Source organism: Novosphingobium hassiacum (assembly GCF_014196055.1).
In the GTDB taxonomy this organism is placed as follows: domain Bacteria; phylum Pseudomonadota; class Alphaproteobacteria; order Sphingomonadales; family Sphingomonadaceae; genus Novosphingobium; species Novosphingobium hassiacum.
This window is the reverse complement of sequence record NZ_JACICY010000001.1, coordinates 510203-531436: the sequence shown is the minus strand read 5'-3', so window position 1 is coordinate 531436 and position 21234 is coordinate 510203. Positions and strand designations below refer to the sequence as shown.

At 59.0% G+C, this 21234-nt stretch carries 18 protein-coding genes and 1 tRNA gene; 10 read left to right on the top strand and 9 right to left on the bottom strand.

The window, feature by feature from the left end; genetic code table 11:
* Positions 1–215: 215 nt before the first annotated feature.
* On the bottom strand, positions 216–2465 hold the full coding sequence (locus GGQ88_RS02800) for a TonB-dependent receptor (RefSeq protein WP_221214461.1): 2250 nt from the start codon (positions 2463–2465) through the stop codon (positions 216–218).
* A 669-nt stretch (positions 2466–3134) separates the two neighbouring features.
* On the opposite strand from GGQ88_RS02800, the gene GGQ88_RS02795 reads away from it, so the two are divergent.
* Together GGQ88_RS02795 and GGQ88_RS02790 are read left to right on the top strand one after the other, a co-directional pair.
* A complete protein-coding gene (locus tag GGQ88_RS02795; protein ID WP_183611552.1) occupies positions 3135–3500 on the top strand; it encodes a DUF6152 family protein in 366 nt (121 codons plus the stop codon).
* A 97-nt stretch (positions 3501–3597) separates the two neighbouring features.
* The gene (locus GGQ88_RS02790; RefSeq protein ID WP_183611551.1) at positions 3598–4389 is read left to right on the top strand and encodes a hypothetical protein; all 792 of its coding nucleotides are present in this window, start codon (positions 3598–3600) and stop codon (positions 4387–4389) included.
* Between the two features lie 10 nt (positions 4390–4399).
* Here GGQ88_RS02790 and GGQ88_RS02785 read toward each other — a convergent pair whose 3' ends face one another.
* Together GGQ88_RS02785 and GGQ88_RS02780 are read right to left on the bottom strand one after the other, a co-directional pair.
* Positions 4400–5428, bottom strand: a complete 1029-nt coding sequence (locus GGQ88_RS02785) for an ATP-binding protein (protein ID WP_183611549.1) — start codon at positions 5426–5428, stop codon at positions 4400–4402.
* Positions 5429–5466: 38 nt separating this feature from the next.
* Positions 5467–6144: a response regulator gene (locus GGQ88_RS02780; protein WP_183611547.1), complete on the bottom strand. Its 678-nt coding sequence runs from the start codon at positions 6142–6144 to the stop codon at positions 5467–5469.
* Between the two features lie 106 nt (positions 6145–6250).
* Here GGQ88_RS02780 and GGQ88_RS02775 point away from each other — a divergent pair, with 106 nt between their 5' ends.
* The 3 genes from GGQ88_RS02775 to GGQ88_RS02765 all read left to right on the top strand — a co-directional run bounded on the left by GGQ88_RS02775 (position 6251) and on the right by GGQ88_RS02765 (position 9477).
* Positions 6251–6466: a hypothetical protein gene (locus tag GGQ88_RS02775; RefSeq protein ID WP_183611546.1), complete on the top strand. Its 216-nt coding sequence runs from the start codon at positions 6251–6253 to the stop codon at positions 6464–6466.
* A 228-nt stretch (positions 6467–6694) separates the two neighbouring features.
* The gene (locus tag GGQ88_RS02770; protein ID WP_246385407.1) at positions 6695–8032 is read left to right on the top strand and encodes a DUF4185 domain-containing protein; all 1338 of its coding nucleotides are present in this window, start codon (positions 6695–6697) and stop codon (positions 8030–8032) included.
* Positions 8033–8112: 80 nt separating this feature from the next.
* Complete coding sequence (locus GGQ88_RS02765; RefSeq protein WP_183611544.1) at positions 8113–9477, top strand: hypothetical protein; 1365 nt, start codon at positions 8113–8115, stop codon at positions 9475–9477.
* Positions 9478–9527: 50 nt separating this feature from the next.
* Here GGQ88_RS02765 and GGQ88_RS02760 read toward each other — a convergent pair whose 3' ends face one another.
* Both GGQ88_RS02760 and GGQ88_RS02755 read right to left on the bottom strand, forming a co-directional pair.
* Positions 9528–10811 carry a hypothetical protein gene (locus GGQ88_RS02760; RefSeq protein WP_183611542.1) on the bottom strand — a complete coding sequence of 428 codons (1284 nt, stop codon included), beginning with the start codon at positions 10809–10811 and terminating at the stop codon, positions 9528–9530.
* Between the two features lie 148 nt (positions 10812–10959).
* Positions 10960–13056 carry an oxidoreductase gene (locus GGQ88_RS02755; RefSeq protein WP_183611541.1) on the bottom strand — a complete coding sequence of 699 codons (2097 nt, stop codon included), beginning with the start codon at positions 13054–13056 and terminating at the stop codon, positions 10960–10962.
* A gap of 185 nt (positions 13057–13241) precedes the next feature.
* Between GGQ88_RS02755 and GGQ88_RS02750 the strand changes: the two genes are divergently transcribed.
* A complete protein-coding gene (locus tag GGQ88_RS02750) occupies positions 13242–13631 on the top strand; it encodes a RidA family protein (RefSeq protein WP_183611540.1) in 390 nt (129 codons plus the stop codon).
* Positions 13632–13930: 299 nt separating this feature from the next.
* On the opposite strand, the gene GGQ88_RS02745 is transcribed toward GGQ88_RS02750, so the two are convergent.
* Positions 13931–14194, bottom strand: a complete 264-nt coding sequence (locus GGQ88_RS02745; protein WP_183611539.1) for an Arm DNA-binding domain-containing protein — start codon at positions 14192–14194, stop codon at positions 13931–13933.
* Between the two features lie 166 nt (positions 14195–14360).
* Positions 14361–14453: transfer RNA gene (locus tag GGQ88_RS02740), tRNA-Ser, on the bottom strand.
* A gap of 222 nt (positions 14454–14675) precedes the next feature.
* Here GGQ88_RS02740 and GGQ88_RS02735 point away from each other — a divergent pair.
* Both GGQ88_RS02735 and GGQ88_RS02730 read left to right on the top strand, forming a co-directional pair.
* Entirely contained in the window at positions 14676–15446 is a 771-nt protein-coding gene (locus GGQ88_RS02735) for a DUF1134 domain-containing protein (protein ID WP_425490407.1), read from the top strand.
* Positions 15447–15587: 141 nt separating this feature from the next.
* Positions 15588–16760 (top strand): amino acid aminotransferase, encoded by a 1173-nt coding sequence (locus GGQ88_RS02730; RefSeq protein ID WP_183611536.1) that lies wholly within the window; start codon positions 15588–15590, stop codon positions 16758–16760.
* Between the two features lie 131 nt (positions 16761–16891).
* Here the strand turns inward: GGQ88_RS02730 and GGQ88_RS02725 are convergent, their stop codons facing one another.
* Both GGQ88_RS02725 and GGQ88_RS02720 read right to left on the bottom strand, forming a co-directional pair.
* The gene (locus GGQ88_RS02725; RefSeq protein ID WP_183611534.1) at positions 16892–17812 is read right to left on the bottom strand and encodes an SDR family NAD(P)-dependent oxidoreductase; all 921 of its coding nucleotides are present in this window, start codon (positions 17810–17812) and stop codon (positions 16892–16894) included.
* Positions 17809–18729 (bottom strand): SDR family NAD(P)-dependent oxidoreductase, encoded by a 921-nt coding sequence (locus GGQ88_RS02720; RefSeq protein ID WP_183611532.1) that lies wholly within the window; start codon positions 18727–18729, stop codon positions 17809–17811. The genes GGQ88_RS02725 and GGQ88_RS02720 overlap by 4 nt, the downstream gene beginning before the upstream one ends.
* A gap of 160 nt (positions 18730–18889) precedes the next feature.
* Here GGQ88_RS02720 and GGQ88_RS02715 point away from each other — a divergent pair, with 160 nt between their 5' ends.
* Together GGQ88_RS02715 and GGQ88_RS02710 are read left to right on the top strand one after the other, a co-directional pair.
* On the top strand, positions 18890–20317 hold the full coding sequence (locus GGQ88_RS02715) for an MFS transporter (protein WP_183611529.1): 1428 nt from the start codon (positions 18890–18892) through the stop codon (positions 20315–20317).
* 86 nt (positions 20318–20403) lie between these two features.
* Entirely contained in the window at positions 20404–21147 is a 744-nt protein-coding gene (locus GGQ88_RS02710) for a nuclear transport factor 2 family protein (RefSeq protein WP_183611528.1), read from the top strand.
* The last annotated feature ends 87 nt before the right edge of the window (positions 21148–21234 follow it).

Sequence of the window (21234 nt, the reverse complement as noted above, 5' to 3'; positions counted from 1 at the left end):
TTGCTTCAACCGGGAAGCGGCGACCTGTCGTTGGTTTCGCGCAGCAGACGTCGGTGCGCTGTACTGAGCAGTCTAGCGGTTCGGCGCGCGTTGTGGTGCGTGGAGCGGTCGCGAAACCGTTTGCCTTACGTTCGTAACATTGCGTTTGGGGGGATCTGGGCTGGCGCGAAGGGCGGCCGGTACGAGGTGGAATTGCCACCCCGCACACTACGCCCTCAAAAACTGAACTGGTACTGCACGCCGATCTGCCGCGGTCGGCTGACTATGCCGCGTGGCAAACGTTGATAGCTGCCATCGTCAAGAAGCTCCTGCCTCTCGAAACCGGACGAGGGTTGATTGCCGAAGTTCAGTCGCTTGTCGAACAGGTTTTTAACAAAAACCATCACTTGTGAACTTCCGAAGCTCAAGCCCGCGTTCGCATTGACGAAGTTGAGCGGCTTTCTGGTATAAAATCCCGAATTCCCATCCGAAACCTTCACCGAACTTGTATAGCTATAGTCTGCAGCCATAAACAGCTGCAGAGAGTTGCTGATTGGAGCTTCATAATAGCCAGAGATTGTCCCCGTCCACCGCGGCACGAGTGGAAGGGGTGAGTTTGCGGGTTGTGGGAGCACACCGGGCTCTTGCAGAACACCATCGGTATAGCCCAACCCAAGTTGAATCGACAACGGCACGCCTGCGAACGGGCGTCCTGACACTTCAAACTCTCCGCCCCGGATGCGAGCCTTGCCCCCGTTTGTGGTCACGGACAACGTGCATGAGGGCAGGAAAATGGTCTGTTGGATATTGGACCAGTTTATCTGGAATGCCGCTACCGATGCACTCAGGCGCCCATCGGCAAGACGGCCCTTTGCCCCGACTTCGTAGCTCCAGAGAGTATCGGACTTGTACTGCCGCAATTGTTCCTGATCGACCCCCAGGTTGGCAAGGTCTGCTGAGCATATGTCAGGCAGAGATTGCTCACTGCCGCCTACACGAAACCCTTTGGACGCTGATGCATAGATCGTACCGCCATCATCAAGCTTGTAGGAAACCACAGCTTTAGGAATAAACCCGGTCTGACGGTTCTTGAGTTCAGGATTGTCGGAAAATCCGTCAGGGAAAAACAAATAGCCGGTATCAATTGCGGCATCCGTCTTTTGGTTGATCCAGTACTTTCTCAATCCCAGTGTAATATTCAACTTGGATAAAATTTTGTAGTATACTTCGCCGAACAACGCCACGTCTCGGTTGCGATTGACCAAGTTGCTGGCGCCCAGATAGTCGGGCTGTATCCCGGCCTCTGTCAGCGCAGGAACAATAACCTCCGGCATGTTCGTGCGAACGTGCTCTTTCTGAAAATATACGCCAAGGATTGCTGAAACTCCGGGTAGTATCGCCCCCTCATCTACGGAAATACGATCTTCATGCGTAAACAGTCGGGTCGTTGCAATCGTATCGGAATATATCTTCGAATTGGTGAAGTCGATATCTGGCTCTGCATCAGCAAAATATGTGATGCTACCTTCCGAGTTGTCCTCTCGTTCCTCTATGCGGCGAGAAAAATAGCTTGTCGAAGAGACAATCGAAAAGCCATCTCCGGCGTAGTTCAGAACAAGCGAACCGATGCCCCAGCGGTCGTTCGAAAATTCCTGCACATCCTGATCGCGGTCCACAGTGTAGGACACCGGCTGATAGCCTGGCAAAGGAAAGTATGTGGCCGGAAATCCGTGCAGCTTACTGTCCTGGCCAATGCCATTGATGCTGGCCTCGAGTGTGTCGGTCAGCTTGATGCGCAAGGTAGCCGAACCAGCGAGCACCTCGCTTCGGCCCTGACCCTTCCTCGTGCTAAGCTTGCCTGATGCATCGGGAAACCGGGTGGTGATAAAACCGGAATCAACCGTATAGCCTGCAGCGACGTCCAATCCGATCCGGTCGGGCACCAAGATGAAATTGGATTGAGCGTTGCCATCGAAATCAAAGCCCCCGAGCTTTGTGCCAGCGCCTTGCACTTCAAGCGCGCCCGAATTTTCAGTCAATGATGGCTTGCGGGTGATGAAACGTAGGTTTCCGCCCATCGAACTGGCGCCGAACAGTGTCCCTTGAGGCCCCTTCAGCACTTCAATGCGGTCGAGATTCAAGGTCAGCGGGCTGACAGATGACGGCACCGGCGTGTCATTGATATAGTAAGCTGTTGTTCCAGACCCCGCTACGCCGCGAATGGTCGTCTCACGACTTCCGCCCCACAGCAGATTGCCCCCCTGCCCATACTGGAAGCTCAAGTTCGGGATACGTGTGGCATAGTCCGTGAAATTTTCGATGTTCTGCGTTTCCAGGTAGTCGGACGAGTAGGCCGTGATCGAGGCGGGAACATCGATCAGCTTTTCGTCTCTGCGACGCGCCGACACGATGATTTCATCTGTGTTGACAGGGCTCTGGAAATCGTTCCTTTCCTGCTTTTGATCTTGCCCGTAGGCCGCGCTCATGGGGAGCACCAAGGATGCCCCTGCCAGCAAGAGCGCCCAGCAGGGCATTGTCCGCGTGATTTTCGCCTGGGTAGCGCCACCTTCGCGCTGTAGGAACAAAGCTGTCACGTAAGTCATAGATTTTCCCACCATTCCCTGTTCATGTTTATCGTTTTCGAGGACGCAACAGTCAGATGGCGGATGGCCGCCTGTCATATGTCATTCTGATTGATCGGATTTCCTGTGGCGAAGTCGGCGAGCTTCACCTGTCTGATCCGCTAATTCCCAGAGTTCGCGACTGTGAGATACTGAGCGAACCGCACATCCTGGAAACCGCCGCATCAGGATCGTTTCAGTTCACCTTACCGAAGTAAACTGTTTCGGGCCGCGGGAAACGGTTGGGAAACGTTCGGCCATCACGTGTAACGCAAATGTGCGGGGCGCGATCTGACGCGACAACAAAGTGCCTGATGCGTCAATCGCGCGTCGCAACTGTCCGTAAATTCGGATCCACTGGTGGTTGCGCAGGCTATTTAGGGCGATTTGCACTACGATAAACGGTTTCACGACCGTTCTGCATTTCCTGCCAACAGAGTGCAGTAGTAGTTCACTGCTCAATAAAGAAGCGCACGGCCCCGAATGTGCGTTTTAGGACGTAGGCGAATATATGCCTCAGGCAGGAGCTCGTGGATGAAAAGACTCAAAATTTGTGCAGCCATTCTTTCCACGGGTGCATTCATGGTTGCCCAGCCTGTGGCGGCGCACCATTCATTTGCGATGTTTGATCAGAAGAATGTCAAAATTCTGAAGGGCGTCACCGTCACAAAATTCCAGTGGTCCAACCCTCACGTCTACTTGATCGTCAATAGCGGCGGTGGGACCTTTGCTCTTGAGTGCAACAGTCCATCAAACATGACGCAAGCCGGGTGGAAATTCAACACGCTCAAAGAGGGGGATAGTATCGATATTTCGTTTTTCCCACTGCGAAATGGGAAGCCAGGCGGTGCGTTGAAAGTAGTCACCTTGAAAGGTGGCAAGACGCTGGATGCGTGGTGAAATAGCTAATTCAACAATTTATGACGAATTATTGTTGAGACCAGATCTTACATACTAACAACAATTTGCCAGAAGCATATTCTGGATTGAGGGATTGATGCATCTCAACGCAATGGCACGTCTTGCCCTAAGCTCAGTTGTGGCGATTTGCGGAGCAAGTCAGGTGGTGATGGCAACTTCTGCAGCCAGCACCCCGACCACGCATTTCGCTGTGGTGCAACCGGAACCCGACATTACGGGGGTGTGGGAGCGCGATCCTTTCCCGTTTGGTGACGATGACGAAACGGCACTCACGCCGCCTCCAGGAGAGGGCCCAGACCTTAACGAGCCTTATGCCAGCCAATGGAAGGCGTTGCAGGAAAAGCGACAAGCGCTGCTCAAGGCTGGAACGCCACTAGTCGACGCAAGTACGCAGTGCCTTCCAGAAGGTACTCCTGGCATTATGGAAGCGATATATCCAATCCAGATTCTGCAGAGCAAAGGGCAGATTACGGTACTCGCCGAGTTGTTTATGCAGACACGGCGCATCTATATGAATGCAAAGTTTCCTGAAGCAGATGACCTGCCACCATCCTACTACGGATTTTCGTCGGCAACGTGGGATGGAAATGTTCTGATCGTCAAAACGCGTGGCGTACAGGAGAGTGTAAAGTTCTATGATATCCCGCATAGCGATGCGATGATCGTCACTGAGCGGTATCAGTTGATCGGCGAAGACAAACTTCGAATAGATGTGTCAATGGATGATCCGGTATACCTGAAGAAGCCTTACACCTTCACGTGGGAGTACAAACGAAATCACGCTTACCGGATCCCCGAATATGTATGTGATCATCGCCTAGACGTGATCAATGCGGACGGAACGGTATCGTTTGGGGGGGCAAACTAGGCTCAGGACCCTAGTGCGACGATGTGTCGATAAGGGTGACCACAAGATCAATTTCGAAAATCGAGGTGGAATTCTCGCGTTGATATCGAACATTGCCGCCATGGGCGCGTGCGATGCTGCGAACGACAGCCAATCCGAGTCCTGAACCCCCATTGGGCTGTGGGCCGCGGACAAACTGGCGAAAGACATCCTGCTCCATTGCCGGTGGCACGCCTGGCCCCTTGTCTGTTACCGAAATTAAAGCCTGATTGTTGATGAACCGGTTGGCGACGCGCACCTCGCAAGGATGCGCGTGCCGCCTTGCATTCTCTACCAGCGCAAGGATAGCCTGCCGTATGCGGCCGGAATCCGCATGAATTACGCCGGGTTCGAGATCAAGGACCAGCGAAAAGCCGGCAGGTTCGAGGATGGAGCGTAGCGCCGGTGCCATGCCCTTTATTTCGGCCGAAAGATCGAAGTCCGACATGGACAGGTCCAGCCGTCCACTATCGGCCAAACTCACACTGCGCAGATCCTCAACCAGCCGCGTCAGACCGACCACTTGTCCAAGCAGTCCATCGACAAGCGCGTCATCAAGTTTGAAAACGCCATCCTTTGCGCCCTGCAATCGACCCTGCAGAATTGTCAGTGGCGTTCGAAGTTCGTGCGCGATCTGCGCATTCCAGATGCTGACGTCTTCTGCCATACGTTGCAAGCGATGGGCCATCGCATTGAAATCGTCCACCAGCGCGGCAGTTTCGCCGTGCAGTGCGCCAGCAAGGTTCACGCGGCTGGCCAGATCGCCTTGTGCGATCCGGCGTGCAGCATCGCCCACGGCACTGACCGGTCGGATGATCCGACGGGCGAGCCAACTTGCCACGGCGACGGCAATGATCAAACCGACAAGGCAGACGACCAGCGTTATGCCGATATCAAGACGCGTGGTATCGACGTGCTCGGCTGGTACGGGCGTGAAGAAGCGCCATCGTTCCAGCACCGAGTAGACCAGATAGAATGCGGCGGTGCTGACGGCAATCATCAGCACTGACAATGCGGCCATTGCCACAGAGAGCTGACGAACAAGGCCTGTTCCGCGTGTCACGCGTGCGACCATAGCCGGTAGCCAACGCCGCGCACGCCTTCGGGCATATCCGAGACGCCAGCCTGTTCCAGCTTGCGCCGCAACTTGCTGATGTGGCTGTCGACCGTGCGGTCCAATGCGTCCGAACCCGGCATGCAGGCATCCACCAGTTCGCCGCGGGAAAACACCCGGGTGGGGTTTCGCGCCATGTGTGCGAGCAGGCGGAACTCGGTCAGCGTCAACGGCAGATCTTGTCCGGTCGCTCTGGCGATGTGGCTGTCGGTATCAATCTCGATCGGGCCGATCCGCAGGACGCCACTTGCTCTGGCAACGCCCGCGCGACGAAGGACCGCCTTTGTCCTTGCCACGACCTCTACCGGGTTGAAGGGTTTGACGACGTAGTCGTCGGCTCCCACGCGCAGGGCCTGAAGCTTGTCGAGATCCTGATCGAGCGCGGTGATGACGATTACAGGCGTGGCACCGCGCCGTCGCACTTCCGACAAAACCTCCCAGCCGTCGACCAGCGGCATGGTTATATCGAGCAACAGTATATCGGGCTTGAGCGCAAGGTGGAGATCCAGTGCTGTCCGTCCATCGCCAGCCTGCACCGTACGAAATCCTTCGCGCTCTAGGTACGCGCGAATGATGTCGGCAATGTCCTTGTCGTCTTCAGCAATCAGAGCGAGCGGGTTCATGCACTTGGAATAACAGCAAACGCACGTCGTGCGCCAGTCGGCTCCACAGAACCTCCACGCAGGTTCCACCTTCGCACAACAAATCGGGCCGCTTGGGGCAGTAACCTTGGCCCCCGTCGCATCGAGCGATTTCCCGGTCTTCAAGCGCGATTTACAGACAGCCTTCACGGTCGTCGTGATCGATGAGGTCACGAACATGAATCGCCTGGATCTGTTCTTCACAGAGGTTGGACGTCATGGCCAGGCCCTTGGCAGGCGCGTGTGGTTCGCCCTTGAGGCGATGTTTCCCGAAAGCGTCGTATGGGAAGCCGCCACGCCCTAGCGTTGGGGCTGCGGGTGCTTCCGATCGCTTGTTACACCTTGTAGTGCGAACGGTTTCGAGACCGGTTCGCAATGTTCAGGATGTCTGTCCAATATAGACCTGCGTGACATGGTCGAAAGCGCATGCCGAACATTGCGAGATTGGGCTGGGCTGCCCTGGCCTGCACGTAGCCGATTTCCGGGCATGGCTGCTGCTAGGGTTGAAATCACTTGATGGAGAGGAACCACCTTGTCGCAGCGGCGTCAGCTTCTCAAGCAGCTTCTGGCCTTTGGTTTCTGGGGGATCGGTGGCAGGCCCGTTGCCGCGCGTCGCGGGGACGGCCAACTTGGCAAGCGCATCGTGGCTGTGCGCCGCCGCGCTGATACGCTGGTCCAGCTTCCGACCATCGGTGACGGGTACAAGATGACCTGGACGGCAGACGGACGGCAACTGACCGTCGTAAACGATGGTGCGGGCTGGATTGATCCGCCGGACAGGTTCTTCAAACGATCGCTGTGGTCGTTGCGTGGTGCCGATCCGCGCGGCATTGCTGCAAACCTTGAAGAGCACTATCCCAATGTGGACCAGTCGCAGGAGGCTGAAGATGCCCCGCACTATCATGGCCATGGCTTGCTGGCAGCGCAGGGACGGATTTACCAGTTCCTGAGCGCGCTTGACAGCGCGCAGGACCGTCCGCGCCATTGGAAGACCGCCAAACTGATCTATTCAGATGACAATGGCCGGAACTGGCGCAATCAGGATGGAACGAGTCCGGTGCATTGGGAAAACTGGGGCGAGCAAAGCAGCGACAGTCTGGCCTTCTTCAATGAGCCCGACGGCTGCTTTTCGCTCCTGACAATGCTGCAGATGGGTCAGGATTATCGGGCCAACCGTGATGGCTACGTCTACGTCTATGGCCCCAACGGCAATGTCGACGGACGCATGAACGAGCTGATGCTTTTCAGAGTGCGGATCGACCAGATCCTAAACCGGAAAGCCTATGCGTTCTTTGCCGGGCGGGGACCGGACGGAAGCCCACGCTGGAGCGGCAGCTTGGGCGACCGGCGCCCGGTCCACATCTTCCCGCGGAGCTGGGTCAATCACAAGAACCTGTTTCCAGGTGACCTTGTGGTGGAGACATGGCTGCCGAGCGTCGTATTCAACGAGGCTCTGAATACCTATATGATGGTCAGCTCTGGCAACGGCTGTGCCGAGGATGGCACAGAGTTCGGCAAGGCCAGCTATCTTGGCGTCTGGGTTTCCGACACGCCTTGGGGGCCATGGCGGCAGGTGCATGAGGACAAGGCCTGGATAACCGGAGACGATCTGCAATCCCGGCTTTATTCACCGCAAATCGGGCCGCAGTGGATTGCTGCGGATGGCCGGTCGTTCTGGATGGTGTGGTGCGATCTTAAAGGCATACGCAACATGTCCGGAGAGCCGGAACAGGAATCACAGGACAGCGGCGAAATGGCTGACGTCGAAGGAACGCCCGAGCAACGCGCGTTGGCAGCGAACAAGGCTATGCAGGCGTCTATGCCGCGGTATGGTTTCAATGCGCAGCTGGTTGAACTTGATGTTGTTTAGCACCTCTCTGCTGCTGTGCAGGATCGCCAGATACGCGATGGCTGCGGCTTGAGCAGGTCGCAAGGGATGGATAGGGGCAATTGGGTGCAGGCATCATCGACAATCGGCGTGGTAGACGGTTGCGCGGAAAATTGCGTCTGATGAGCAATCAAAGCGAAACCCTTCCTGAAACCCACAGCGATATGCTGGTGGCTGAAGGACGTGCGGTCCGCGAATTCATCAAATCCAATCGTTCCAGCACGCTGCTCAGCCTGTTCGACTTCTTGCTGAAACAATCCTTGCTGGGGCGCAGGCCCAAAGAGATTGAGATTGCCGAGGATGTTTTTCAGGAAACCATCGAGGGAACGGGGGCGCAAGGATCCCGCGTGCGCGTGGGGGTCCATCGTCTCAGAAAGAAGCTCGAACTCTATTATGAAGACAAGTCCGGGCCACGTATCGTCATCCCGCAGGGCGAATACACCTTGCTATTGGTCCTGCCAGCCAGTGCTGTCGAAAGCGAGGATATCCAGGCAGGGGCTGGTCCGCAGGAAGGAGGGGGACGCAAGGCCTCGTTGTGGATCGCAGCGCTTGCACTCGTGCTTGGCAATGTTGTGGTGGCCGGCATCTACTTCAGCGACCGGCTGGGATTTGGCTATCAGTCGGTGCGATCGACATTGTGGCGGGGTTTTGAGCAGGGGCAGCCCACCACGATCGTGACGGGCGACTACTTCATGTTTCTTAGCAAGAGCGACACCGGCAAGTTTGATGAATTGACGCAGGATCTTTCTATAAACAATCCTGATGATTTCTATGAACGTACCTCTATCGACCCGACGTTCGATCACAAATTGATGGATGGCAATTCCCATACGATCAGCTCGGAAACGCTCGAGGCCGTCAGCGCACTCTGGCCTGTTATCCGCCCATTTGGCGCAAATCCCGTTTCGGCATCGCAATTGGATGCAGGGACGATGAAATCATCCAATATCATCTATGTGGGCGCCATCGATGGCCTGACCCCTTTGATCGGAAGTCCCCTTTTTCAGGCGTCGCAGTTCAGATGTGCGGAAACCTGCTATGAACTGGTCGACAAGACCAACGGCCAACGCTTTCTTTCTGCCAGTCCCTATCTGCTGGCGGATCAGATCATCCCCCGCCGCGACTATGGCTATATTGCCAGTTTCCCCGGCCCATCGGGCAAGCGAATTCTTGTCTTGTCGGGGACGGGCGAGGCCGGTGTGATGCAGATGGTAAGTCTGGCGACGAGCGATCCGATAAGGCTGCGCGAACTGGGGCAGCGCATTGGCGGTAAATTCGGCTCGTTCGAAGCGCTGTATCAGGTGCGTACAATGTTCTCGCAGAGTTATCAGAGCACGCTATTGATCGCTCATCCTATCGATATGTCGAAGGTTTGGGACAAGACAAGGCCTTTGGGGCGGTTGGATGCCCCCTCAGCGAGGCCCTAGCGTGCGGATATGCCCGGCTTGCAAAAAGTGAAACGCAGCTGGCGATCAGGTTAGTTGCTCGTCAAGGGCCGCGCGACGAGCAGCTTGGTTTCGAACACAAGCCCACCCACCGTGCGGACACGGTAAAGCGCTTCGAAGTTGCTGATGTTCCCGGTCTGCCGGGCCAGCGTGTCCAGCAGCTGCTTGTCTCTGACAACCTTGACCATCTGCGACAGCGCGGCATCGCCAATCCCTGAAATCAGCAGGTTGTGGCGGCCCGAGGTTCCGGGAAAGCTGGCGATGTAGCCATAGTCGGTTCCATAAGACGGTGTCTGTGCAGAACCGCCGCGTTGCGGGGCGGCGTCATCGATGGAGTTGCGAGCTTCGTAGACGGTGCCCGTCACCTTGTCCCTGATCAGGTTGAAATCGGCGGTCGGTGCAAAGCCGGACATGTGCAAGATGGGTGAGCGCAGCGCGGGAAGTTGGGAAAAGTACTGAATAAAAACGATATTGTTTGAATCGACGCGATCCTGCGAAATCCGTGACATCGGCACCACATCTGCCGGTGCCTTGCTCATGGGCGACACAAGCTTGAGAATTTCAAGCGTGGCATTGGCCTGAACCGAGGGCACCCGGTAAATGCCCCGATCGTGCAGCCTTCCTTTGTGCTCAGGATGCATCATCAGGTAGCGGTTCAGATCTGCCTCAGACTGAAGCTCGGACTTCCTGGAGAGGAGTTCCAGCATGCCCTCGTTGCCGCTCGTGCCGAACAGGTAGATGTCGCCAACGGCGATGACGGGTGCCCTCCCGCCCGAAATCATCGGCTTCCACAGCACTGTCTTGGCAAGCGGTGAAGACTGGAACCGGTCGTCTGGCCATAAGAACGCGGCAATCCAGAGCAAGGCGCTGGCCGCTGTGGCGATGGTCAGAAATCGACGCATCCACAGGCGCGAGGAAGATGGGGCTGACAATGCTGCCAGTTCTTCGGCAGCTTCCACTTCCTCATGCGGATCGACAAGGACCAGACGGTATTCCCCTTTGGGGACAGTCAGACTTGGCCCGGCCTTTCCGGCATTGTACCGCTCCAGTCGCTGGCGCAGCCGATGCATGTGGCTTCGGACCATCGAGTTCTGAGACGTGTCGAACGCCCCACTCTTGCCGAAAACCGCCATGGCCACTTCGATTTCCTTGGGCGCGCGCGGATCATCGACGCGTTCAAGCAGGTAATCGAACAGATTTGCCAAAGTAGTGGAACGGCTGTCTCCGAGCAGCACGGCACGAAAGCGCGCTGCTTCATCGGCGATCGATACTTCACCGCCATTTTCATCATTTTGTGGAGACGTTGGCGCTATCAAGGACTTTCATTCTCCGGACAGGCGGCCGCGTTTCCATACCATAATTTCGCCAGGCGCATCAGCGTGGCAAATTCACGCAAGACCCCTTTGCCACCGCAAACGTGGCAGAGGAATGCTGGTATTGACATGTGCGGACGCGTTCGCAGGGTCATGACGTGCCATTGTTCACAAGTTTCGACTGCCATGGCCCAAGTTCGGCATTTTCACGCAGGAATGGCACTTCGTCGCCCCAAGGCGCGCGGTCGATCTCGCGGGCGTAGCGATGTCCGCTGAAGGTCGCCGCGGCTATCGTTCCGGGCGCCACGGCATCGCCGATCCGTTCAACGGTCTTGATACCGGCATCGGCCCATTCACTGGTGCGGGCAAGCAAGTCTGCGTGCAGGGAATCGTTCGAGAGCCGCGCTGTGACCATGACGACGGCGTTGGCTGGCAAGCTGCGGGTTGATCCGGTGAAGGCGCAGGCGATTGCTGCTTCGCCACCTGCGAAGCCGACAAGCGCTTCGTTTGTGCAGATCTTCACGCCGATTTCGAGCAGGCGGCGCTGGATACGTGTCTGCTCGAGCGTGTTGACCGTCCACGCAGATGCGAGCGGGGCAGGGGTGACGAGAGTCACGTCAAGGCCTTGCAGCCGCAGCTTTTCGGCAATGACGCCACCCATGTAATAGTGGTCGTCATCATAGACGACCACCGGGCCGGCAATTTGTTTGCCGTCCATCACATCATCGGGCGTGAAGATGGAGGATTGATCAAGATTGGCAATCGGTGCGCGGTGATAACGGGCCACGCCGTCACGCCGCCAGTGGGAGCCGGTGGCGATGACGATACGGTTTGCGCCTGTATCGAGCACATCCTGCGCGCTCATGGCGCTGGCCAGATAGACCTGGACATTGGGCAGGAGGTTGAGCTGCTCGACGCGGTACTCGCGCACCCGTCCCCAGATCGCAAGACCCGGGAGGCGCGGTTCACGTGCCGATCGTCCGCCGAGTTCCTCGCTGGCTTCGGCGAGCATCACATCGTACCCACGCTTGCCCAGCGAAACGGCACACTCGAGTCCGGCCGGGCCTGCACCGATGATCAGTACCTGGTCATCGCTTTCGCGTTCCGGAATGTATTCGGGATGCCAGCCTCGGCGCCATTCTTCGCCCATCGTCGGGTTCTGGGTGCAGCGGATGGGTGTGTAGGTGTTGTCGGCCGCAGCGCAGATGTTGCAGCCGATGCACTCACGAATTTCCCCCGGTCGCCCTTCCTCAACCTTGCGCGGCAGGAACGGGTCCGCGATCGAGGGGCGTGCTGCACCGATAAAGTCGAGCACGCCGCGACGCACTTGTGACACCATCGTATCGGGTGAGGTGAACCGTCCGTTGCCCACCACCGGTTTGCCGGTGACCTTCTTGACGAAGCTGACGTATTCTTCGTGCACGCCTTCCTCGCCAAAGCGCGAAGGGCGCGAATCGTTGCTCCAGTCACCGACGGTGAGATCCCAAAGATCGGGCAGATCTGCGAGCATTTCGATAACCTCGCGGCCTTCCCCGTCTGCGCACAGACCTGCAGGACCGATCAGTTCGTCAACGCAGATGCGCACAGGCACAGCGCAGGTATCGCCGACGGCGTCCTTGGTCTCCTCGATCAATTCGCGCAGCAGCCGCACCCGGTTTTCGAGCGCGCCGCCGTATTCGTCGGTCCGCTGGTTGTAGCGCTTGGACAGGAACTGCATCGGCGTCACCAGGCCATGCGCAGCGTAGACATAGATGATGTCGAACCCGGCGCGCTTGGCGCGCAACGCGGCGGCCTTGTGCCAGCGGCGCAAGTTGCGGATGTCTTCCTTGTCCATCACCCGCGATTGCACGGGATCATACGAGACCGCGGTGTGGGACGAAGGGCCCATCGGAATTTCCCGAGAGGTCCGGTTCTGCGCGCGGAAGCCATGATGGCCAAGCTCTACGCCGGCAAGAGCGCCGAACTGATGGATCCCGTCTGCTGCGCGGGCCAGTGCAGGGATGTCAGCATCGTCCCACAGCCGCGCTTCGGCATGGGGAGAGATGTCTGCCGATGGGTGAATCTCGCACACCTCGGTGCAGACCACCGCCCAGCCGCCTTCGGCCTTGACGCGGCGCATGGCGGCCATGCCCGACGGGGCCCTGTGGCCCATGCCGTTGCAGTGCGGCACCTGATAGAACCGGTTTTTGGCGGTTACTGGACCAATGCGGACTGGTTCGAACAGAATGTCATAATGTGGGCTTCGCATGATCTCTTCCCCAAGAATCGGACCTGTTCGGCGCTATCTGAGCAGACCTTCGATGCAGGCTCGATCTGGGCATAGCCGGGATGCTTAATTGTTGCAATATATAGACTGTGAAGGATATATATGAGTCATTGTTACGATGAATACGCCATTTGGCGTGTTGTTCGGATGGATTGAAAGGAGATCAAATGTCAAATCCAATCGAGTTCAGCAGCCCCGACACCGTGATCGCACCCTTTGGTGCCTATTCGCACTCTGCGGTGGTTTCGGCCTCGGCCCGCTTGCTGTTCACGTCAGGCCAGGTGGGTGAAAACCATGATGGTGTGGCCGCAACCGTTGAAGAACAGTACAGGGTAGCCCTGACCAATATCGTCAATATTCTGGCTGCCCATGGTGCTACGCCAGCGAATATCATCAAGCTGACGACGTACCTTGTGGAGCCAATCGCCCCTGCGCAAATGCGCGCGATTCGTGAGGCCGTGTTTGGCGATATCAAACCCGCCGCCACGATGCTGCCGATCACCAGGCTTGCGGCACCGGAATATCTCGTCGAAATCGAAGCTGTGGCCGCTTTCTAAGCTCGCCTTTTCGTGTGTGGGGTTCCCGTACCACTTTTGCCGAAAGCCGCGGTAGCAAAAACGAGGAAAATCAATGCTCTGGGGCGAAAGCCCAATTGGGTGTGTTTAGCGAAATCAGTGACCTAACCTATTGTTGAGGTTTTTGACGCTGCTAATCCGAAGTCGACATAGCCCGCGATCGGGAAGCGTATTTTTCCCTCCATCGATCTCACGATCAATCGCGCCGCTGCTCGGCGAGGTTGCTTCGCCGATGGCAAGGATCGACAGGCCGTCCTGTTCAACTACCCGGCATCCTCCGGCTACTGGTTCGGCTTCTGCTCGGCAACAGGGGCGATGCCGCGCTGGATGTCACGGCGCATATCGATTGCGGCTTCGCGCGATCTGGCAAGCTTGACCAGGTCCAGTGAACCCAGACCAATGTCGCGTCGGCGGCCATTCACGGTCGCACGCAGGACCCAGTATCCCTTCTGAGAACCCGTGATCATCAACGATAGACCGTCGCCATCCAGGTAGCGACCGGGGATTTTGATGTCTCGAACCTGCGCGCCGGTGAGTTTCCCCATAGCCATCCATCCTGCTTCCGCTCCCACAATTGCTACCACAGTGTGTGGTAGAAAGTGTGGGAGCAACCGAAACAAAATAAGAACCAGGCATCCCGACGCAAGACCGGAAACCCGCAGTTTTCTGCGGGTTTCCGGGGTGTTTTTGGATGTCTTGGGACACTATAGATGGCGGAGACGGAGGGATTCGAACCCTCGGTACCGGATTTACCAGTACGACGGTTTAGCAAACCGTTGGTTTCAGCCACTCACCCACGTCTCCGGATCGCAGCGGCGAGGCGGGGCTATAGCGGGGGTTGGGGGGGGCGGCAAGGGGGCCGGGGGGAAAATTCGGGGGGATGGTCGCGGGTGTCTGGCTTGCCGGAAATTGGCGCTTTGGCGCGTTTCGGACTCGGCTCATCGCCGGTTCATTGTCGTGACGGCAGCTATGGATTCTGATGCGATCGACAGGGGTTCGCACGCGTGTTGCGGACGGGACGGGATGATGATCATGATTCGAACGAAATTCCGGGCACTGGCCACGGGCTTGGCGGGGGCGATGGCGCTGTTCGCCAGCGGGGTGAGCGCGCAAGTGCAGACGGTCGATCCCAACGCGGTGATCGACGGCGATCTCGCGCCTTCCGCGTCAGCCCCGGCAGCGACCCCGGCGGGTAGCGAGGTGGGGACTCTTCCAGCACTTCCGCCCGAGCCGGTCCCGACGCAGTCAGCACCGTCCTCCGCGCTTCCCGGCGGCGCACCTGCCGAAGTGGGACCACGTGCAGCCCCGCAAGCGGCCGGCTACCACGAGGACGACCTGATCGGCGCGGCCGAGGGTGTGTTCGGGAAGGGCGCGGCGGGTCTTGCGGACATCATCCGCGATCTGCTCAAGAAGCAGGGGGAGCCCAATGCCTATATCGACGGACGCGAGGCGGGCGGCGCCATCGTTGTTGGCGTGCGTTATGGGTCGGGCACGTTGCATCACAAGATCGAGGGCGAGCGTCCGGTCTACTGGACCGGCCCGTCGATCGGTTTTGACCTGGGCGCCAATGCGGCCAGCACGTTCGTGCTGGTCTACAACCTGTATGACAGCGAGGAACTGTACACGCGCTATGCGGCGGGTGAGGGACAGGCCTACCTCGTCGGCGGATTCCATGTCAGCTACTTGCGCAAGGGCGACAAGGTGCTGATCGCGGTGCGTTCTGGTGCCGGGCTGCGGTTGGGCATCAATGGCGGCTACATGAAGTTCAGCCGCAAGCAGAACTGGATGCCGTTCTAAGCCGGGACTTGGCGTCGATACGCAACATCGTACCGAAATCGCGCGTACCGGCCTTCTAATTGTGACGCAGGGGTTGCTCAACGGGCAATCCCTCGGCATGGAACCGCCGCGTTTGTAGCCCTTGCGAAGGACCGCCGGACCATGCTCGAAAACCTTGCACCACAGCCCGCCGATGCGTTGCTGGCGCTGATCAAGCTCCACAATGCCGATCCGCGCGACAGCAAGATCGACCTTGGCGTGGGCGTTTACCGCACGGCGCAAGGCGGCACCCCGGTGTTCAAGGCGATCAAGGCAGCCGAGGCGAGGCTGCTGGATACGCAGATCTCGAAGGCCTATCTCGGGCCTGAGGGCGACATGGGCTTTGTCCACGCGCTGATCCCTTACGTGTTCGGCACCGATTTCGATCGCTCGACGGTCGAGGGCATGCAGGCTCCCGGTGGCACCGGTGCGGTTCGGCTGGCGGTCGAGGTGGCCAAGAGGTCGGGCATCAAGCGGCTGTGGATGGGTACGCCGTCATGGCCCAACCACGCGCAGATCGTTGCCGCTGTCGGCGTTGAACTCAAGACCTTCGCGCACATGACCGCCGATGGCTTTGCCGATCTCGACGCACTGAAAGCGGCACTGGCGAGCGCCGAGCCGGGCGATGCGGTGCTTCTGCACGGCTGCTGCCACAACCCGACTGGCGTCGACTACACGCCGGCGCAGTGGGACGAAATTGCGCCGCTGCTGGTGGAGCGCAATGTCCTGCCGATCCTCGACCTTGCCTATCAGGGCTTGGGTGACGGCATGGACGAAGACGCCTATGGCCTACGCAAGGTGCTGAGCGTGGTGCCCGAGGCCCTGGTGGCTTATTCGTGCGACAAGAACTTCGGCCTCTATCGCGACCGCGTCGGTGCGTTCTACGCGGTGACGTCCGATGCGACCGCGCTGACCAATGCCATGGCCAATGGTGCGACGATCGCGCGCGCTTCCTGGTCGATGCCGCCGGATCACGGCGCGGCTGCGGTGCGCCTGATCCTTGAGGATGTCGAGCTGACCGCGCAGTGGCTGGCCGAACTTGACGACATGCGCGACCGGATGCGTTCGGTGCGCGATCGCCTGGCCGCCGCGCAGCAGGTCGGCACGATCAACATGGCGCCGCTCGGTGTGCAGAACGGGCTGTTCTCGATGCTGCCACTGAACGGTGAGCAGATCATGGCGATCCGCGAGCGGCACGGCGTCTATATGGCGGGATCGGGCCGGATCAACATTGCCGGGCTGACCGATGGGAACATCGACCAGTTTATCGCCGCTTTGGGTGACGTGGCGGGCTGAGTTTCCTCAAAAACCGGTGCGCCCCCGCGCAGGCGGGGGCCTCAGGCCGGATTGTCGAGAGCTATCGCGTTGTGCCTGAGGCCCCCGCCTGCGTGGGCGCGCCGTGCATTTCTATCAAGGTGTAGCGGCCCTCAAAAATCAGCCGCTTTCGACTTTGCCCGTGCTGCGGCAAAGCTGTCATAGCGGTACTTCTCGAATGCCACCCGTTGATCGAAGCCGGGGTCCTTGGGATAGTCCTGATATTCGGCAATGATCTCGTCGAAGATCTCGCGCATCTCCTGCTTGTGATCGGGGTGCGAGAAAATGTGCAGGCGGTTGGCCTTCATCGCCTCGATCACGCGCGCGCCGATGACGTCGGGCTCCATGCCGAATTCGTGGACACCTGCGAGCCGCTCCACCGCAGCGCTGTCGACCGGCTTCATTGCGCTTTTCAGTGCGTCCGGGCGGATGTCGTCGCTGGCGTAGATATAGCTCTTGACCAACCCCGGGCATAGCACCGACACGCCGATCTCGTACTGCAGCAGCGAGTAATGCAGCGATTCCGAAAGTCCGCGCACAGCGAACTTGGTCGTGTTGTAAATGCCGGGCGTGCCCGCCGCGAGAAACGCCGCCATCGAGGCGGTGTTGACCACATGGCCACCCTTCTGCTCGCCCGATTTCACGCGTTCGACCATGCGCGGGACGAAAGTCATCACGCCGTTGATCACGCCGTGGAGGTTGACCCCCAGCAGCCAGTCCCAGTCGTCGAAGGTGCTTTCCTCGATCGGCTGAAACAGGTTGACCCCGGCATTGTTGCATAGGATCGAAACCGGGCCGAACTTGGCCTCGACCTCGTCGGCGGCAGCCTTGAAACCCTCGCGACTGGCGACATCGAGCTGGACGCCCATCACCTCGCGGTTGTCGAGCGATGCCAGTGCTTTGTCGATCGAATCCTGTCGGATATCGGCGATGGCGACCTTGCAACCCTCGTTCAAAAGCTGGCGAACAAGCCCGATGCCGACGCCATTCGCGCCGCCGGTGACGAACGCGGTACGGCCTGCAAAGTCCTTCATGCTGCGCGTCCTTCCTTGAGCTTTTCCTGCCGCGCGATTTCCTGCGTGATTGCCGGGTTACGGAACAGCATCGCGAACGTTTCCTTGTACTCCGGGTTTTCGGGCAGGTGGGTCTGCACCGCCGCGGTCATCGCCTCGCCGCGTTCCTTCACCCCGGTCAGGAATTCGGCGTGTGTCAGGATATAGAGCTCGTCGTTGAGGATGCCTTCGAGCACGCGCTGCCCGACCTCCTCCTTGGTCTGGTAAAGATGCATGAAGTTGCCACCCGATGCGCGACGCTTGTCGGCTTCGGCATAGCCGGTGTCGGCCAATTCCGCCGGGCGGGTCTTGGCTGCATCGGCGATGTTCGACTGAACGGCGCCCGGGCAGAAGGCTGAGCAGATCACACCGCGTGACTCAAGTTCGGGGCGCATGCATTCCATCATCGAAGTGACGGCGGCCTTGCCCGAAGAATAGATCGTGGTCATGCCCACCGGCACCAGCGCCGACATCGATGCGGTGCAGACGATGTGCCCACCTTCGCCGTGAGCTAGGATGCGTGGCAGCATGGTGACGATGCCATTGATCGTGCCGCCGACATTAACGCCCATGACCCAGTCCCAATCGGCGAATGTAGCAAGCTCGGTGGGGCCTACGACGGCAACGCCTGCATTGTTGACGAGGATGTGGATGTTATCGAACTTCGCCTCGACAGCATCGGCGGCTTGAGCGAACTGCGCGCGGTCGGTCACGTCGAGCCGGACCGCCAGCACGTGGTCGCCGCCGTCGAGTTCCGCGACAGCCGAATCGAGGTGGTCCTGACGGATATCGGCGATGGTCACGTTCATGCCGGCACCGAGCAGCGCCTTTGCGATGCCCAGACCGATGCCGCTGGCACCACCGGTTACGAACGCGGTCTTGCCGGTCAAGTTTTGCACAAAGCCTCTCCTCTGCAGGTGTCCGCCAAGTCCGCTGCGGGCTTGGAGAATCATTTTTCGCCTTTTCTATTCACCACTGGAGAATTGTATGCAAGACTAACAATATTGGCGATGCGAGAATGTCCGCAAAATGGACACGCGCGGCACGAGAGGAGAGATCATGGCAGGCGTCGTTATCGCGACAGGTCCCGAACAGGGGCGCTCGGAAAGCACGGCGGTCCCCCTCGCGCCAGGTGGGTCTGAGCGGCAGTGGCCATCGAGCGGCGCGGCGTACTGGGCGCTGTTCGTTATCATCCTCGCCACGTTCCTCAACTTCTTCGACCAGACCGTGTTCGGCATGCTGGCGCAGCGGATCAAGGTCGATTTCGGCCTGAGCGACGAGCAGCTCGGCTTCCTCGGCGGGCCTGCAACGATCATCTTTTTCGTGTTCGCAGGTATTCCTCTGGCGCGTCTGGCGGACATCTATCCGCGCAAGTTCGTCTTGGCAGGCGGCATGGCGGCGACGGGGCTGGTGATGGGGCTGGGCGGAATGGCGCAGGGCTTTGCGCAGTTCGTGGGCAGCCGCATGTTCCTCGGCGCGGGCGGATCGGCCCATGCGCCAGCAGCCTATTCGATGATCGCGGACTACTTTCCCCCGCGCAAGATCACCCGGGCGTTCTCGCTGCTGCAACTGGGGTTCATCGGTGGGACCACGATCGGCGTGCTGGTCGGCGGAAAGCTGATCGTGATGCTGGCGGGATGGCCCGATCAGACGGTGATGGGATTTCATATCCACAACTGGCAGCTGATCCTGCTGGGGCAGGCGGTGTTGGGATTGGGCGCGGCGGCGCTTCTGCTGACGGTCAAGGAACCGCCGCGGCTGATCGTCCCGCCTGCGCTCGCCAGCGAAGCGCCGGTCGCCCAAACGCTGAGCCAGCGCGCCATTGCCTTCACCGGGCTCGATGCGGCCAAGGCGATCCATGCGCGGGGCCGGGTGTACTACCCGCTGTTCATCGGGCTTGCCCTGTCTGCGGTCGAGACGTTCGGCCTCGCTTTCTGGCGCGTCCCGTTCATGATCCGCACCTACGGCTGGGACGAAGGCCAGATCGGCATGGTCATGGCGCCGATGCTGCTGGTGGGGTCGCTTGCAGGCATCTTCTTCGGCGGGTTCTTCGTTGAGTGGCTGGCCAGGCGTTATGCTGATGCCAACGTGCGCGCTGCCACGATCCTGTTCGCGCTGGTCACGGTTTGCGCGATCAGTTCGCCGCTGATGCCGACGGGCGAGGCAAGTCTTGCAGTGATGGCGCTGGGCGGGATGTTCGGCCTTGCCGGAGCCGTTCCGCAGAACGCGGCGATCCAGCGCATTGCGCCCAACGCCATGCGTGGGCAGGTCACCGCCATCTACCTGTTCATGTTCACCTTCTTCGGCGCGATGGGCAGCTTTGTCGTCGGAACCGTCGCGCAACGCATTGTCGGTGTCGAAGCGGATCTGTGGAAGGCGCTGGTCATTACCGCAGGCGTACTCCTGCCGATTGCCACGACCGCGATGTTCTTCGGCATCCGCCCCTACCGCGAGGAGGTGGCGCGGCTCGAGGCGGCGGGTCTTTGATAGATTGACCGAATCTGGCCCGTTGACAGCCGCCAAAACCTCGCGCATTTTGTTAGTAAGACATACTAAATATATGGGAGATGGACGTGTCGGATAACATTCAAACGAGCGCGCTGGTGAGCCGCCTCAACGACCTCGAACAGCGCCTTACGGTGCGCGAGGACGAACTCGACATCCGCAAGCTGCAGCACCTTTACGGCTACCTGATCGACAAGTGCATGTATAACGAGACGGTCGATCTGTTTACCGACGATGGCGAAGTGCGCTTCTTTGGCGGCATCTGGAAGGGCAAGGAAGGCGTGCGCCGGCTCTATGTCGAACGCTTCCAGAAGCGTTTCACATACGGCAACAACGGCCCGATCGATGGCTTTTTGCTCGATCATCCGCAGATGCAGGACATCATCAACGTCCAGCCCGGTGGCGAGATCGCACTCGGTCGTGCGCGCTCGATGATGCAGGCGGGGCGGCACAAGGACTACGAAGGCGATGCTCCGCACCTGAAGGCGCGCCAGTGGTGGGAAGGTGGCATCTACGAGAACACCTACAAGAAGGTGGACGGCGTGTGGCGGATGCATGTGCTGAACTACATGCCGATCTGGCACGGCGATTTCGAAAGCGGCTGGGCCAACACCCCGCCCGAATATGTGCCGTTCCCCAAGGTGACCTATCCGACCGACCCGACCGGTCCGGACGAACTGATCACCGATCACTGGCTGTGGCCGACGCACAAGGTCAACGCTTTCCACATGAAGCACCCGGTCACAGGCGAGGCCATGATTCCCCAGCGCTGGCAGGGTGACATCGACCGCGAAAACGCCAAGAAGGGATAAGTCTGTCCCCATCCCGTTCGTGTCGAGCGAAAGAGAGAAACAGCGCAAATGGATAGACATGACGAGACAACAACGGGGCAAGGGGGC